Origin of the sequence: Natrialba chahannaoensis JCM 10990 (assembly GCF_000337135.1) — an archaeon.
GTDB lineage: Archaea > Halobacteriota > Halobacteria > Halobacteriales > Natrialbaceae > Natrialba > Natrialba chahannaoensis.
In genome coordinates, this window is the sequence record NZ_AOIN01000078.1 from 46,892 (window position 1) to 62,377 (window position 15,486).

Sequence of the window (15,486 nt, forward strand, 5' to 3'; positions counted from 1 at the left end):
CTCGTGAAGGTGTGAAAACCGTAGTCGCTAGTCGTCTTCAACCTGCGCTGCGATGTCGTCAACAACCTCCGGATTGCGCAGCGTCGAGGTATTGCCGAGTTCGTTTCCGCTTGCGATGTCCTCCAGGAGGCGGCGCATGATCTTCCCGGACCGTGTTTTTGGCAGTTCCGGCGTGAACAGTACCTCCTCAGGCTTGGCGATCGGACCGATCGAATCGAGGACGCCCTCGATGGCGCGCTCCTCGAGTTCGGCGTCAGCGTCGTAGCCGTCCTCGGGGATCGCGTAGACGTAGACGGCCTCGCCTTTGACCTCGTGGTCGCCGCCGACGACGGCGGCTTCTGCGATGCCGTCGACGCCGACGACGGCGGATTCGATCTCCATCGTCCCGAGTCGGTGGCCGGAGACGTTGATCACGTCGTCGACGCGGCCGAGGATGGTAATGTAGCCGTCGTCGTCGACCTTCGCCCCGTCCTCCGGGAAGTAGACCCACTCATCAGTCTCCTCGTCCGAGTACTCCTGCCAGTACTCGTTGATGAAACGCTCGTCATTGTTGTACAGCGTCCGGAGCATGCCCGGCCACGGTTTGTCGACGGTGACGTAACCTGCTTCACCGGCACTTACCTCTTCGCCGCTGGCAGTGACTACACGTGCGTCGATCCCAGGGAGGGGTGGTCCGGCAGAGCCGGGTTTCATCGTGTTAATGCCCGGCAGCGTCGTGATCATCATGCCGCCGGTTTCGGTCTGCCACCAGGTGTCGACGATCGGACACGCCTCGTTCCCGATGTGTTTGTAGTACCACTTCCAGGCACGCGGGTTGATCGGCTCGCCGACGGTGCCGAGCAGGCGTAGCGAGGAGAGGTCGTGCTTCTCGGGATACTCTTTCCCCCACTTCATGAACGCGCGAATGGCCGTTGGCGCGGTGTAAAAGATGTCGACCTCGTAGTTCTCGACGATCTCCCAGAGACGATCCTTCTCGGGGTAGTCCGGCGTCCCCTCGTACATTACGGAGGTCGTCCCGAGCGCGAGCGGCCCATAAACGATGTAGGAGTGGCCCGTAATCCAGCCGATGTCGGCCGAGCACCAGTAGGTGTCGTCGGCCTCGATGTCGAGCACGGCGCGGCTAGTCCAGGCCGTGTACGCGAGGTAGCCGCCGGTCGTGTGTTTCACGCCCTTCGGCTGGCCCGTCGTTCCCGAGGTGTACATCAGGAACAGCATGTCCTCCGCGTCTCGCGAAACCGGCTCGACCGTCTCGCCCTCGTAGTCGGCGACAAGGTCGTCGTAGTCGTGCTGGTTGGCCGCGAGCGAGTGCTCGAGGTCGTCACCAAGTCGGTCTACGACGACGACATCTGAGACCTCGTGCTCGACGCCTGCGAGTCCCTCGTTGGTCTTCGAGATGTGGTCGAGTGCGTCTCCGCGACGGTAGTAGCCGTCACAGGTGACCAGGTACTCGCTGTCGGCCGAGTTCATCCGGGTCGCGAGTGCGTCTGCAGAGAAGCCCGCGAAGACGACGCTATGTGGTGCACCGATGCGAGCACAGGCGAGCATCGCGACCGGGAGCTCCGGAATCATCGGCATGTAGAGGGTGACGACATCGTCCTCCCCAACGCCAAGGCTGCGCAGCGTCGCCGCGAACTCGTTTACCTCCGTGAGCAGTTCGTCGTAGGTGTAGCTGCGGGTCTCGCCGAGTTCACCGATCCACTCGATCGCCGCTTCGTCCGCCGCGCCGTCCTCGACGTGACGGTCGAGACAGTTGTACGAAGCGTTCAACTCGCCACCGGTGAACCACTCGTAGAACGGTGCGTCTCCGTCGTCGAGGACAGTATCGTACGCCTCGTCCCACGAGAGGAGGTCAGCAGCCCGCTCCCAACAGTCGGGCCAGTTCTCCTCGAACTCCTCGTGGATCCCCGAATCCGTGACGTTCGCCTGCTCGACGAACGATTCGGGCGGTTCGAACGCCTCCTGCTCTTCGAGTCGTGCCTCGAGGTCGGCTCCCTCTTGTGTCATGATACACTACACCAATGACGTACGAGGATAGTAAAGCCAACCTCTAGGTGTACAAACCGTCACCCGGACGCAAACAGCAGATAGCTCTTGGGTATCTGAGGGGTGGACTCGAGTACTGTTCCGTGACTGTCAGGGATGGCGACGATGTTCGGACGAGATCGTACTCACAGCCGTTCTCCTCCGTGTTTGCCACCCGAACCTAGACGTTTAGGCACTCGTGACTCCTCATAGCGAATCGTGTCAGGATGGGGGCTGCTACGTCGACGGCGACCCACTGCTAGTCTCCACTCGTACGCTCATCGGAGACGCTCTCGCGGGACTGGCCCTCGGATGGCACGTCGAAAAACGTCCGCAGTAACTCGTGTTGGCCCTTCCGCAAGTGGTTGTGCAGCGTCGGCGAAGAGATTCCCATCGCGTCGGCCACCTCCTCGGCCGTACTCTCACGCGGCCAGTCGTAGTACCCACCGAAGTACGCCGCCCGTAGCGCCGTCACCTGTCGCTCGGTCAACCGCTCTTCCAATCCGTCACGGAACTCCCTGGCCGTCTGGACGGTCCGTTCTGTCTCCCGCTTGCCGAGCAGCGTCGAGGACGGGAACGTCGATCGGAGTCCCTCGAGTACCGTCCGCAGATTCAGCTCTGCCGCGGCCTCCGCCGTGATCGTTGTCACTCCGGCTTCGGTGACTGCCTCGAGGACTGTCAGGCCGTACTCTGTCAGTGTGCGTGCCGGCGACGAACCTTCGACGACGACCTCGATTCGCCAGCCATCAGGGTCCGTCTCGAGCAGACGGCAGTCGTCGATCCCTGGATCGTCCGCCGCGAGGTCGAACACCTCGGCCGGCGGTGCGTCCTCGAGTCGGAGGTAGTACAGCTGCGTCGACTCCGAGATGGGAACGAGCGAGTCGAGTTCGAACCGACAGCCGAGTTGCTGGGAGGCGGCGACGAAGAACGAGCTTGCATCTTGGCAGCGAACGTCGAGTTCGACGACGCGGTCCGAGAGGAGGAGGTTGCGTCGGCGAACGGCGGTGATGGCGTAGCCGATCTGTCGACCGGCGGTGGCGAGCCACCGCTTTTCGTCTGCCGCGAACGCGTCCGGGCGGGTGGTTGCAACGCCGAGCCTGCCGTACGTCGTATCGCCGTAGATGAGCGGGACGCTGGCGAGGGCGAGTTCGTTGCCGTGTTGTTTGTCCGTTACTGTCGTGATGGCGACGCCCGACTCCGTCTCCGACTCTGACCCTGACTCGTACGTGGAACTATCGTCCATACCCTCCTGCTCTCCAGCCCGCCACTCCGCAGGAACGAGTCGCTCAATCGTCGCCGCATCGACCTCGCTCCCGTCTCGCTCCCCGCTCGTCGTTCGTCGTCCCTCGCGGTCGGTGCCGGTCGTCCGATCAATCCAACTGAACGCGTAGGCCTCACCCGCCACGAGCGAATCACAGACCATCGCCTCGGCCGCCTCGTGATCGCTCGCTTCGAGCAACGCCGCCGTCACCGCTCGGTACCGCTCGCCGACCGCAACCGCTCGGCGCAACTCGTCGCGCTCTGCGCGGACGGACTCGAGTACCTCGTGCTGTGCCGAGCTATCGCGGACGAAGACGGCGTAGCCATCGTGGCGGCCGCGGTCGTCTCGCAGCGGTGAGATAACTTCCGTCGCTCGAAAACGCGAGCCGTCGCTGTGGACGCGCCAGCCCTCCTGTTCGGTGCCTGCCTCCTCGAGTGCCGTCGAGAGCGTCTGCTCTGGAACGCCGTCGTCGACCGCCTTCTCAGTGTAGAACGCCGAGACGTGCGTGCCGACGATTTCGCCCGCGCGATAGCCGAGCAGCGCGGCGGCGCTGCGATTCCAGCGCTCGACGTAGCCCTCCTCGTCGAGCCGGACGAGCGCGTAGCGGTCGCTCGCGGCCAGCAGCAGGCGGACGACGCTGTCGTCGCTCATCGGTCGCCCGGTCCGGCCGGAGCCGCTCGCACCCGCGACCCGCGGCGTCGACGGCCGCTCGACGGTTTCAAAGGCATCGACGAGTGCCGTATCCGAGGGTTCTGGCAGATAGGACTCGAGTGCCTCGAAACTCTGCCAGCCGCCGGCGGCCTTGACTGCTCGCGGGTTGATGTCGTGGTCGACCAGCGACCGACGGGCGAAGTACTGACGGAGGTCACTCGAGGAAACGTCTGCGAGCGCGGGTCGGTCGAACCGGTCCGCAGCGCGGGTTGCAACCTCGGCGACGAGCATTTGCAGTCGGCGAGGCGTTACGTCGAGGAGGTGGTCGTCAGCACTGAGATCGTTGCTCCGGGCGTAGCGGCGGATTTCTTGTTCGACATCGGTTGGGAGATACGCGGTTCGGTGCTGTGTGCTGTCAGTATGGGCAGTATGGTCGCCGGTAGGAGGAACGCGCACGACGTACCGTGGCGGGTCGATGCGGACCTGCTCGACGTTGCCGACAGTGAGGACAGCGAGTTCGGCAGGCCGCAGACCCACTTCGCCACAGCAGCGGACGACGAGGACTTCACGGTAGGTTTCGGCGGCGTCGAGAAGGATTTCGTACTCGCGGGCCGAGAGCGCCGCCTCCGCAGTCATGTTTCGCAGTTTCAGCCAGAGAGAACATAATAGTACCGCCGCTCTGTTGTGTTTCTCGTTATCTTTGAGAGGTGGCCGTCTCTCTTCCCACTGTATGATTTCGCTCTAGTTGAACTCCCGAAACGCTATGGCTGCTCTCGCTCGCTCTGGATCTCACCGACGATTTCGGGATTCCGGAGCGCGCTCGTATCCCCAAGTTCTTCGCCGTTCGCGATGTCCTCCAGGAGGCGGCGCAGAATCTTCCCGGAGCGAGTCTTGGGGAGTTCGGGCGTGAAGACGATCGCTTCGGGCGTCGCGATCGGACCGATCGTGGTCTCGACGCGCTCGAGGATCGACTCCCGGAGTGCATCGTTGGGATTCTGATCGCCTGCGGCCGAGACGTAGGCGCAGATTTGAGTACTCCCCTGCGAACCTGAGCGGCCGACGACGGCGGCCTCGGCGACGCCGTCGACATCGGCGATCGCGCCCTCGATCTCCATCGTGCTCAGCCGCGTGCTGGCGACGTTGATCACGTCGTCGACGCGGCCGAGCATGGTGATGTAGCCGTCCTCGTCGACCGCGGCGGTGTCGCCGCTGAAGTAGCGCCAGACGCCGGCGTTGGAAGCGGAGAATCGGTCCCAGTACTCGGCGCGAAAGCGGTCGTCCCTGTCGTACAGCGTCCGGGCCATGGCAGGCCACGGCCGCGGAATCGTAAGGTATCCGGTCTGGCCGGGGTCGACCGCATCGCCGTCCTCGTCCACGACCGTCACGTCGATGCCGGGCAGCGGCGGTCCCGCAGCGCCGGGTTTCATCTCGTCGACGCCCGGGAGCGTCGAGATCAAGATTGCACCGGTCTCGGTTTGCCACCAGGTATCGACGACCGGGCACTCGCCGTTCCCGATGTGCTCGTGGTACCAGCGCCACGGCCCCGGACTGATCGGTTCGCCGACGGTCCCGAGCAGGCGTAACGACGAGAGGTCGTGTCGCTGGGGGTACTCCTCGCCCCACTTCATGAACGCGCGGATGGCGGTCGGCGCGGTGTAGAAGATGTCCACCGCGTTCCGGTCGATGATTTCCCAGAGTCGATCCCGGTCCGGGTAGTCGGGCGTCCCCTCGTACATCACCGTCGTCGTCCCGAGCGCCAGCGGGCCGTAGACGATGTAGGAGTGACCCGTAATCCAGCCGATGTCAGCGGCACACCAGTAGGTGTCCTCGGGCTGGATGTCGAGAACACTTCGAGCGGTCCAGGTGACCTGCGAGAGGTAGCCACCCGTCGAGTGGACGACACCCTTCGGGTCACCGGTCGTCCCCGAAGTGTACATCAGGAACAGCATGTCTTCCGCGTCTCGCGAGACTGGCTCGACTGACGCACCTGCAAACGCCTCACGGAGTTCGTGATAGTCCGATTCGCCGTCGCCGAGGACGTGTGGCAGTTCGTCTCCCAGTCGGTCGACGACGACGGTTTCGACGTCCTGTTCGACCGAGAGGCGGGCGTTGTCCGCCTTGCTCTTCTGATTGAACGCGTCGCCGCGACGATAGTAGCCGTCGCAGGTGACCAGATACTCGCTGTCGGCGGCGTCCAACCGCGTCGCGAGCGCGTCCGCCGAGAGCCCCGCGAAGACGACGCTGTGGGGCGCGCCGATGCGAGCACAGGCCAGCATCGCGATGGGGAGCTCCGGGATCATCGGCAGGTAGATCGTCACCACGTCGTCCTCCTCGACGCCCAGGTCTCGCAGGGCCGCCGCGAACTCGTTGACCGCGACCGCGAGGTCCTGATACGTGTAGGTCTCGCGCTCGCCTTGCTTTCCCTCCCAGCGGATCGCTGCGTGATTCTTCCGACCGGCCTCGAGGTGACGATCCACGCAGTTGTAGGCGGCGTTCAGCTCTCCGCCGGTAAACCACTCGTAGAACGGCGCGTTCTCGTCCTCGAGGACGGTGTCGTACGACTCGTTCCAGGTAAGGAGGTCGGCGGCCCGCTCCCAGCACTCGGGCCAGTTGCGCTCGAACTGCTCGCCGAGCGGCTGGTCGTCGACTGCGTCCGTGACGTTCGCCTGCTCGGCGAATGTTTCCGGCGGGTCGAGCGTCGGCCCGGTGGGCTCGGGACGATTTCGCCCCCACCCGTTCCGATCGTCCATGCTCGTTCGGACCGAAGCCGGTCAGCGGAATAAACGTTCCTCCGCCGGAAAGGCAGACGGCGACGCGATTTGCCTGTATCTGCTCACGACTGCAGTCACTGCCGTACCAGCCCTGGCTCAGCCAGCATCTCCGCGGTCTGCCTCACCATCCCCATTGACGACGAGTACCGGACGGTCTGCGAACCGAACCACTGCATCGACGGTGCTGCCGAGCAACGCTCGCTTGAATTCCGAACTCCCACGCGCCCCGACGACGATCGCAGCAACGTCCCAGCGGTCGGCCGCTTCGAGAATTTCCTCGTATGGAACGCCGGTCAGAACCGTCGTCTCTACCGCGAGATCTGCTTCCTGTGCACGTTCTTCGAGATCGGCGAGCGACTCCGCCGCAGCTGCACGAAGCTTTCGCTCACGCTCGTCAGGGTCGACAATCGCATTATCGTAGTCGGTTCTGGATTCGACGACGGCGACACCATAGAAGTCGGCCCCCAGATCCGATGCGAGAGTAATAGCATGTTTCGTCGCCGCCGTCGCGTCGTCGCTCCCGTCCGTCCCAACGAGCACAGAGTCGTACATGGTGGCACGTACACAGTCCGTGGTGAAAGATGTGAACCCGCATTCCGCTCGGAAGCGACATTCTCGTTCCGCTCGGACACACTGTCGGATCGACCTGATGGCCAATCGGCTCGTGGCTGGGGTCGACGGGTTCGTGTAAAAGGCGGACTCGTACTCGAGTCCGTCTGCTCGCCTGCCGTTCTCCGGTACCCTTGGCTGAACCGACTTACTCCTCTTTCTTCGGCATCGTGGAAAGTCGAGCCGGCGACCGCATGTCGGCTCGCTTCGAAGGGGAAGGTGCTAGTGTCGAGTAGCGAACGACGCCGCGGGAGGTGTTCTCGCCGTCTGAACCGGTCCCGAGGTCGGACTCGAGATCAGCACCGAGACCCTCCTCGAGCAGTCCATCATCGTGATCGTCGGTATCGTCCGCATCGCCATCTGTCTCGTCTCCCGCTCCCTCATCGTTCGCGTCCGCTTCGCTCTCGCCACCTACCGAACTCACCTTCTCTCGAAGCCCATCTACATCCTCACTGAACGACGACACCCGGTCGCCCAACGCGTCCACCAGTTCGTCCTCGGCGAACTCGAGTACGTCGTCGCCGGTGTCGCTCTCGTCGGCACGATCATCACTGCTCCCATCGGTGTCTCCGTGATCGTCACCGTTCTCGCTCTCACTTTCACTTTCACTTTCACTCTCACTCTCACCCGTACTCTCACTCTCGCTTTCTCCCTCCCCTTCGCCCGCTTCACCCTCGTCGCTATTCGCCGTCGTACCGTCGTCATCACCACCCGACTCACCATCCGCTGTCACCTGGTGTTCACGAATCGCTGCCTGCAGTCCGCCGACGGCGTCTTCGAGTGCCTCCTCGTCTGTGCTCTCGCCCACCCTCGCCAGCCGCAGGAGGCGCTCGAGATCCTCGACGTGTTCCGGGTCGCCCTGTGCGATTGCCGCCGGAATCGTCTCCGGTTCGGAGCCGTCCGGCAACGTCCCGAGGCCGACCGCCTCGAGAAGGTCGCGTGGCTCGGCCGACTCGAGAAGGTCGCTGGCAGTTGCCGAGAGGGTGGCCATCGTCGACCCGCTCGGCGTATCGGTGTCTGTGGCCAGTGCGCCGGCCTCGGCATCGGCCGTCTCCAGCAGGTCGTTCACCTGTTCTTGGAGTTCCTGGGAGTCGTCGGTGTCACTCATGGGCGCTCTCGTTCGTCGAACGGTCGCCAGTGCCGTGAACGTTGGCCGGGCCAGTTCCGGGTTCGGGGGTGAATCTGGGGAGATCCGTTGGGAGGGTTACTCGCTCTCGTTACCGGTGTCGTCTTCGGTCGCATCGTCATCTTCGGCGTCTTCACTGTCCGCACCATCCCCATCGCCCTCATCGGCTTCGTCACCGTTTCCATCTGCTCCGTCGTCTGCAGTACCGCCGTCGTCATCGGTGACCGTGTCGACGATTTCGTCCGTCATCTCCTCGCGACTGAGGTTCGCCTTGACGCCGACCTCCTTGGCAACCGACTGGAGGTCCTCGTAGGACATCACGCCGAGGAAGTCCACGAGCGTTTCTCGGCGTAGGTTTTCGAGGTCCTCCGCGGACTGCTCGAGGCCTGATTCGTCTGTTTCCTGTTGGTCTTCGGCTTCATCCGCTTCTTCGTCTTCAGCCCCACCGTCGTCGGTATCAGCCTCGTCCGCCTCAGCATCTTCCCCACCCGTCGCCTCATCGACGACCCCCTCGAGACTCGTCCCGTCTGCGACATTCTGGGCAACCGACTCGGCGGACTCACGCGCATCGCTGCCCTCGAGTGCCGTCGCAACTCCGCGTCGAATTGCCGCTGCGAGTTCGGAGAGAAGTTGTGTTGGGATGCGACCGTCCTCATCGGCTTCGGCTGTCGCTTCAGTTTCAGTTTCAGTTTCATCGGCTTCCGCTTCGGCTTCAGTATCCTCCTCACCCCCTTCCCCTCGCTCCTGGACTGCACTCGAGAGGACCTCGTGGATCTCGCCACCAACTGACGCGCCGACGTTCCGGCCGACTTGCTCGCCGAACTGCCGACCGACTGCAGCACCGATTTCGCCGGCGTCGATCCCATCCTCGAGTGAGCCGCCGTCGATGAGGTCGGTGACCTCGAGTTGTTCTGAGACTTCGTCGGCGACGAGTTGTTTTAGGCTGGAGTCCTCACTCATAGCTAGTCCCTCGGTGCGGTCGTGCCCGACGGAGGTGGTCGTGGCAGTGGGTGTTAGTCATCCTCGGAGTCGTCGTTCTCGGTGTCCTCGTCTTCGTCTTCCTCTCCGTCTCCGTCTTCGTCCGCTCCCGCAGATTCGTCATCACCTTCGTCGTCCTCGCTCTCACCGTCGCCACTCTCCTCGTCTTCACCGGCTGAATCGTCACTATCGTCTCCATTTTCCTCGCCGTCATCTTCGTCGCTCTCCGCACCGTTCTCACTATCTTGGTCTTCGTCTTCCGCTTCTGCTTCGTCACCCTCGTCTTCCCCCGCATCCGCCTCTGGCTCCTCATCTTCCTCTGACTCCTCGTCACCCCGACTGAGCACCTCCTCCAGAGCCATCTCACCAATCGTCCGTCCGAGACTCGCCCCGATCTTTCGACCCACGATCGCTCCGATCAACCCACCGAGAGACTCGCCGAGTGGCTTCTCCTCGTCGAGTTTATCCTCCCACTGGGTCCCCTCCAGTAGTTCCTGTAAATTGATGTTCTCAGCGATCTTTTCGTAGTCGATTCGATCCACAACCGATCCGCTCTCGTCGGTCGTATCGGTACTCGAGTTCGTGTCTATCTCTGTCTCCGAATTCGAGTCTGAATCTGAACGTGAATCGTCGCTCATGATTGGGCCTCCGGCTGTGATTCTGCCTGACTATCCGAACCGTTCTGTTCACCCGATCCGCTGTTGCCGCCGCTTGACTCTACCTGCTCGATGAGTTGCTTGAGTACCTCGCGGACGACGATCGCGACGAGTTCCTCGACTGGGAGGCTTGGGACGAGGCTGCGAGCCTTCTGCTTCACCGTTCCGCCCGCCGAGGAGAGCGAGTCTGAGACTGAGCTGGCGGCCGAGGAGATGGGGCCGGGAGTGTCGTCGGCCGTTTCGTCCTCTCCGGTTTCAGTTTCGGCTTCGTCTACGTCTACGTCTTCGCCTTCACCTTCGCCTTCCTCGTCCGTCTCCGTGTCTTCCTCCTCGTCAGTTTCGTCGTCACCTTCGCTTTCGTCCGCAGCTTCCGCGTCTTCCGCTTCATCCTGTCCGCCTCTGCGAAGCCGTCCAATCACCGACTTCGGCTTCTGTACCAGCTTGCTCGGGAGTGATTTGAGCCAACTCACCGGCTTCCCGAGTGCGGATTTCAGCGCCTCGGCTGGTTTCGAAATCGCAGAGCGGAGCATCGACACGGGTTTCGTCAGCATCGATTTCGCACGTCCCGCTAGCGATTTAGCTTTCTCCAGCAGTGCACTGGGGCCGTCGAGTAAGCCGGTGACGGTCGACAGCAAGTTCCCGAGTAGGTTGTTCTGCCCCGGTCGGGCCGAGACGTCGAGGGTGACCGGGTTCAGGTTGACCTCGAGTCCCAGGAGGTCGAGAAACAGGCCGTCGAGATCGAGGTGGAGGACGCCGCTCGCGTCGTCGTCCTGGTAGACGTCTTCGGCGTCCTCGACGTGGTCGCTCGTGACGGTGTCGTCGTCACTTTCTTGGTCGTCCGGTTCGGCTGCCTCGTCAGATTCGGGTTCCTGGTCTTCGTCGTCTGCAGCGTCCGCCGACTCAGCGTCGCCATCCGTGCGTTCTGTCTCATCTGTGCCTTCGTCTCCGTCTCCATCTTCGTCTTCGTCTTCGGTTTCGCCTTCATCAGTTTCTGCACCGCCACCACCTGTTTCAGACTCGCTTTCGCCGTTCTCCTCAGCCCTGTCGGTCTCGCCGCCGTCGGTCATCAGCCGCTGCCGACAGCGTCCTCCAACGGGGGCACGAGGTGACGGCGTCTCGAGCCCGGGTGAGTCGACCCACCCATCGCCGTCTCTCCCTGACCCATCTGTCATTATCCGAGAACATGCACGGCAAACAGTGCTGTGGTAATTTGCCTTGCGTGTGCACCCGTTCCCGGCAGCCCTGAACACAATCCGGCAAAGCTACCGCATACGAGACAGTATCTGCGTGAAGAATCTCGCGGACACGCAGTACGCCGCCGTCACAGCGACTCGAGGAACCGATCGAACGCGCCGCTCTCAGGGTGAACGTGCGCGTACGTTCCCAGTGAGTCGTACGCCAGTAGCCCGTCGTGCTCGCCGTCGATCCCCGTCCCACGAACCGTCTCGAACGCGAACCGCGCGTCCGAGTCCACGTCGGCACTCGAGTAGTGGAACTCGTGGCCGCGAATCGTGTCGCCAGCGCTGGCGGTGAGGGTGTCGTCGATGGCCTCAAGTTCGATGTGGTCGAGGGCCTGGTAGCGGTCGTGCATGGTGACGTCAGCGGGGAGAATGCCGGCCATGTCGTGGGTTGTGGGTTCGGCGTCGGTGTTGGTGTCGGTATCGGTATCGGTGCCGGCGTCGCCTCCTCCAGTGGTCGTCAACGATCGACTCATCGCCATCAACCCACCGCACTCGCCGAACACCGGTAATCCCTCACTCGCCCGGTCGCCGAGTTGCGTGAGCGTGCCGGCGGACTCGAGTGCGGCCGCGTGCAGTTCGGGGTAGCCACCGGGGAGGTAGACGCCGTCGCAGTCCGGAACGGGATCGCCGGCGACGGGCGAAAATGTGACGAGGTCGGCGCGCTCACGAAGGCGCTCGATCGTCGCGGGATACCGGAAACAGAACGCCGCGTCGCTGGCGACGGCGACCGTCGCGTCGACCCGGTCGGCGGGTTCGGCCGGCGTCTCGGGTGCGGCGGGTTCGCAGGCGGCCGCGAGGAGTCGGTCGGTGTCGATAGTCTCCGCGGCCTCTCTGAGCGCCGATCGCGGCAGTGCGGCTTCTGCCCCCATCTCGAGTCCGAGATGGCGGTCGGGGATTTCGAGGTCGTCGTTCGGCGGGATCCGACCGAAGTACTCGAGTTCGTCCGGGAGTGCGTCCCTGATTCCTTGCTCGTGTCGGCCGCCGTGTGCGCGCTGGGCGATGATGCCCGCAACGTCGATGTCGCGGCCGATTTCGGCGGCGTACTCGCGGAAGCCGTACGCTGTCGCAGCGACGCTCTCCATGCCCGCTTTGGCGTCGACAACGAGGACAACGGGGAGTTCGAGTGCGGCGGCGACCATGGCGGTACTCGAGGCGTCGCCGTCGTAGAGGCCCATGACGCCCTCGACGAGGCAGATGTCGGGCTCGTCGGCGTCGGTGTCCGCTGCGCGAGCGCAGTTCCGCCGGAGCCCATCCTCGCCGGAGAGCCACAGGTCGAGCGTTCTGGACGGTCGACCGGCGATGGCCTCGTGATGGCTTGGGTCGATGAAGTCCGGGCCGGCCTTCGCGGGCTGGACAGTTTGCCCCGCGTCGGAGAGCGCCTGCATCGTCGCGAGCGTCGCGACGGTCTTGCCGACGCCGGAGCTGACGCCACCGAGGACGAACCCCTTCATTGGATTTGCCCCCGCCTACTGTCGGGTCTTCGCGCTCGGGTTTCTCGTCCGGTTCCGGTCGACGGCGGCCTGCGGATTGCCATTGTACTTGTCTTCGCACAACTGTACTTGAACTCGTCGGTGGGACGGGTGGGCGGAGAGCAAATTTATAGCGACCAACTCGAGTTGGTGCTGCAGATTTGGAAGAGAAATCGAGCTGTCGGACTCAGGTAGAGGCAAGCGGTTGGAGCCACGTAGGTACGCTTCAGCACTTTCAACCGCCATTAGTACGAACACTAACCAATGGCGACACGCAGAGCTGTCAGGTCTCGGTTGCTTCACATCCCGCTTGCAGCCATCGGACTTCTCGTTCTTTTCGGGACGGTGGCTGTCGTCCTAGTCGTCGGCAACGCTCTGCTTCAGTCGATGTTCTTTCTCCTTCTGGGTGCCCCCGTCGGGGAAGTCGTAGAAATGATGTCAATTTCGCAAACGATGGCTGATCTATCCGGTGATCTACACGGGTGAATGGCTGGCATTCTGCTCTGTATCCTGTTGCTCCCACTGTTTATGCGGTACAACGACTGGTTGGGACGGATACTCTACGATCGAGATGAGGATCAAGACCAGGGCCACACTCTCGACTCGAAGCCCTGAATACCATCACAGAGAAGGGTCCCATGCAGTCACAATTCTCGAACCAGCGCCATGGTCTGCGTTTTTTGCCACCCACTGAACGCCACACGGCGCACGTCGGATCGGCGACGAACTTAACGGCACCAATCGGTTACCAGAGGATCCAGATCATCCATGACAGACGACCAGCCAGCAAACGAGACACCGCCCGACGAGACGCCCGCAAACGACTCCACAGCGGCTGACGGCAGCCCCGAAGCCCACCTTCGCGAAGCCCTTCGCCACCTCGACGCTGCGCGCGACACCGGCGAACTGCGGAAGACGCACACGGTCGCACTCGAGGAGGTCGCCCGCACGATCACGACCGTGCTTCGGGAACACGAGACAGACGGGAATCCCGAGCAGGACGGGTAGCGTGTCTCTGCGGTGACGATTCGGCCGCGTTGCGACTCAGGATCAACACGTCTTTGAGCCCCCTCACGCGTTATCCGGTGAGTCTACGATGACGGGGGATGACGCTGGGGCTGAGACGCGCACCGACGATATCGAGTATGGGGTCGGTGACAGACCACCGCTTGGTGAGTCGGCAGTGCTCGGGATCCAGCACTATCTGACGATGGTTGGAGCGAACATCGCCGTGCCACTAATTCTGGCCGAGGCGATGGGAATGCCGACGGAACTGTGGCCGCAGTTCATCGGGACCTTCTTCGTGGTGTCGGGGATCGCGACCCTGGCCCAGACGACGTTCGGGAACCGGTACCCGATCGTGCAGGGCGCACCGTTCTCGATGCTCGCGCCGGCGCTCGCGATTATCGCGGTCGTCACGGCGGGCGGAGTGGCGGGACAGCCCGACTGGCAGGCCGCGCTCTTGCAGTTACAGGGGGCGATCATCATCGCGGCGATTGTCCAGGTCGCGATGGGATACTTCGGCCTGGTCGGGAAACTGCAGCGGTTTCTCTCGCCGGTCGTCATCGCGCCGACGATCGCACTGATCGGACTGGCGCTGTTCGATGCAGGACAGATCACGTCGCCGGATCAGAGCTGGTGGCTGCTCGCGCTCACGCTGGGACTCATCCTGTTGTTTTCGCAGTACCTGGACCTCAAGCACAAGGCGTTTCGGCTGTACCCGGTGATTTTAGCGATCGCAATTTCGTGGATTGCCGCCGCAGCACTGTCGGCGGCCGGTGTGATCGGAATCGACCACCCCGGCCACGTTCCACTCGGGGACGTCACCGACACCTCGCTCATCCTACCGATTGCACCGTTCCAGTGGGGGATGCCAGAATTCACGACGGCGTTCGTGGTGGGCATGTTCGCCGGCGTCCTCGCCTCGATCGTCGAGAGTATCGGCGACTACTACGCCGTCGCAAACCTGACCGGTGCCGCCGCACCCAGCGAGAAGCGAATCAACCACGGTATCGGGATGGAGGGACTGATGAACATCTTCTCGGGGATCATGGGCACCGGCGGCTCGACGTCCTACTCCGAGAACGTCGGTGCGATCGGACTCACTGGCGTCGCCTCTCGCTACGTCGTCCAGATCGGGGCGCTCGTCATGCTGGTCGTCGGCTTCATCGGCTACTTCGGCCAGCTCATCGCGACGATTCCCGATCCGATCATCGGCGGCCTGTTCATCGCCATGTTCGCCCAGATCGTCGCCGTCGGGATCGGGAACCTTCGCCACGTTGATCTCGACTCCTCGCGCAACGTATTCGTCATCGGCTTCGCGCTGTTCATCGGCCTCGCGATTCCGGAGTACATGGCCAACTTCGAGACGACGCTCGCATTCCGCGACGCCGTCGGCATCGAGGCGACGATCGCACCGCTCGTCACTGCAGATGTCATCACCGCGATCGGACTCGGTGCAGGAATCGAAGCTGCCGCCACCGTCGTCGTCGACACGGTGTTCATCATCGGCTCGACCGGGATGGCCATCGGCGGACTCGCCGCACTGCTGCTCGACAACACGATTCCGGGCACCCGCGAGGAGCGTGGGCTTACCGAACTGCATCAGCTCACCGAGGACGACGAAGAGTTCGAATCGTTCTGGGACCGCTGGGTCAGTTCAGACGGCGAGCGCGGGCAGTAGTCGGGTTCACTATTTTACG

Annotated in this window: 11 protein-coding genes; 2 read left to right on the plus strand and 9 right to left on the minus strand. The window is 63.2% G+C overall.

Translation table 11 applies throughout. The features are described from left to right. Positions 1–27: 27 nt before the first annotated feature. The 9 genes from acs (C482_RS14115) to C482_RS14155 form a co-directional block, all read right to left on the minus strand. Positions 28–2,004, minus strand: coding sequence for an acetate--CoA ligase (acs, locus tag C482_RS14115; protein WP_006168381.1), 1,977 nt, complete (start codon positions 2,002–2,004; stop codon positions 28–30). A gap of 277 nt (positions 2,005–2,281) precedes the next feature. Continuing rightward, the gene (locus C482_RS14120) at positions 2,282–4,570 is read right to left on the minus strand and encodes a bacterio-opsin activator domain-containing protein (RefSeq protein WP_006168382.1); all 2,289 of its coding nucleotides are present in this window, start codon (positions 4,568–4,570) and stop codon (positions 2,282–2,284) included. A gap of 125 nt (positions 4,571–4,695) precedes the next feature. Further along, complete coding sequence (gene acs, locus C482_RS14125; protein ID WP_006168383.1) at positions 4,696–6,684, minus strand: acetate--CoA ligase; 1,989 nt, start codon at positions 6,682–6,684, stop codon at positions 4,696–4,698. A 117-nt stretch (positions 6,685–6,801) separates the two neighbouring features. Then, positions 6,802–7,257 (minus strand): universal stress protein, encoded by a 456-nt coding sequence (locus tag C482_RS14130; RefSeq protein WP_006168384.1) that lies wholly within the window; start codon positions 7,255–7,257, stop codon positions 6,802–6,804. A 205-nt stretch (positions 7,258–7,462) separates the two neighbouring features. After that, positions 7,463–8,422, minus strand: a complete 960-nt coding sequence (locus C482_RS14135) for a hypothetical protein (RefSeq protein ID WP_006168385.1) — start codon at positions 8,420–8,422, stop codon at positions 7,463–7,465. 96 nt (positions 8,423–8,518) lie between these two features. After that, positions 8,519–9,400 carry a hypothetical protein gene (locus C482_RS14140; protein WP_006168386.1) on the minus strand — a complete coding sequence of 294 codons (882 nt, stop codon included), beginning with the start codon at positions 9,398–9,400 and terminating at the stop codon, positions 8,519–8,521. A gap of 53 nt (positions 9,401–9,453) precedes the next feature. Then, positions 9,454–10,056, minus strand: coding sequence for a hypothetical protein (locus tag C482_RS14145; RefSeq protein WP_006168387.1), 603 nt, complete (start codon positions 10,054–10,056; stop codon positions 9,454–9,456). Next, positions 10,053–11,246 (minus strand): hypothetical protein, encoded by a 1,194-nt coding sequence (locus C482_RS14150; RefSeq protein WP_049896758.1) that lies wholly within the window; start codon positions 11,244–11,246, stop codon positions 10,053–10,055. Before C482_RS14150 ends, C482_RS14145 begins: the two co-directional genes overlap by 4 nt. Positions 11,247–11,395: 149 nt before the next feature. Beyond that, entirely contained in the window at positions 11,396–12,766 is a 1,371-nt protein-coding gene (locus C482_RS14155) for a cobyrinic acid a,c-diamide synthase (protein ID WP_006168389.1), read from the minus strand. Positions 12,767–13,552: 786 nt separating this feature from the next. On the opposite strand from C482_RS14155, the gene C482_RS14165 reads away from it, so the two are divergent. Both C482_RS14165 and C482_RS14170 read left to right on the plus strand, forming a co-directional pair. After that, the gene (locus tag C482_RS14165; protein ID WP_006168391.1) at positions 13,553–13,792 is read left to right on the plus strand and encodes a hypothetical protein; all 240 of its coding nucleotides are present in this window, start codon (positions 13,553–13,555) and stop codon (positions 13,790–13,792) included. A gap of 88 nt (positions 13,793–13,880) precedes the next feature. Next, on the plus strand, positions 13,881–15,467 hold the full coding sequence (locus C482_RS14170; protein WP_006168392.1) for a uracil-xanthine permease family protein: 1,587 nt from the start codon (positions 13,881–13,883) through the stop codon (positions 15,465–15,467). Positions 15,468–15,486 lie beyond the last annotated feature (19 nt).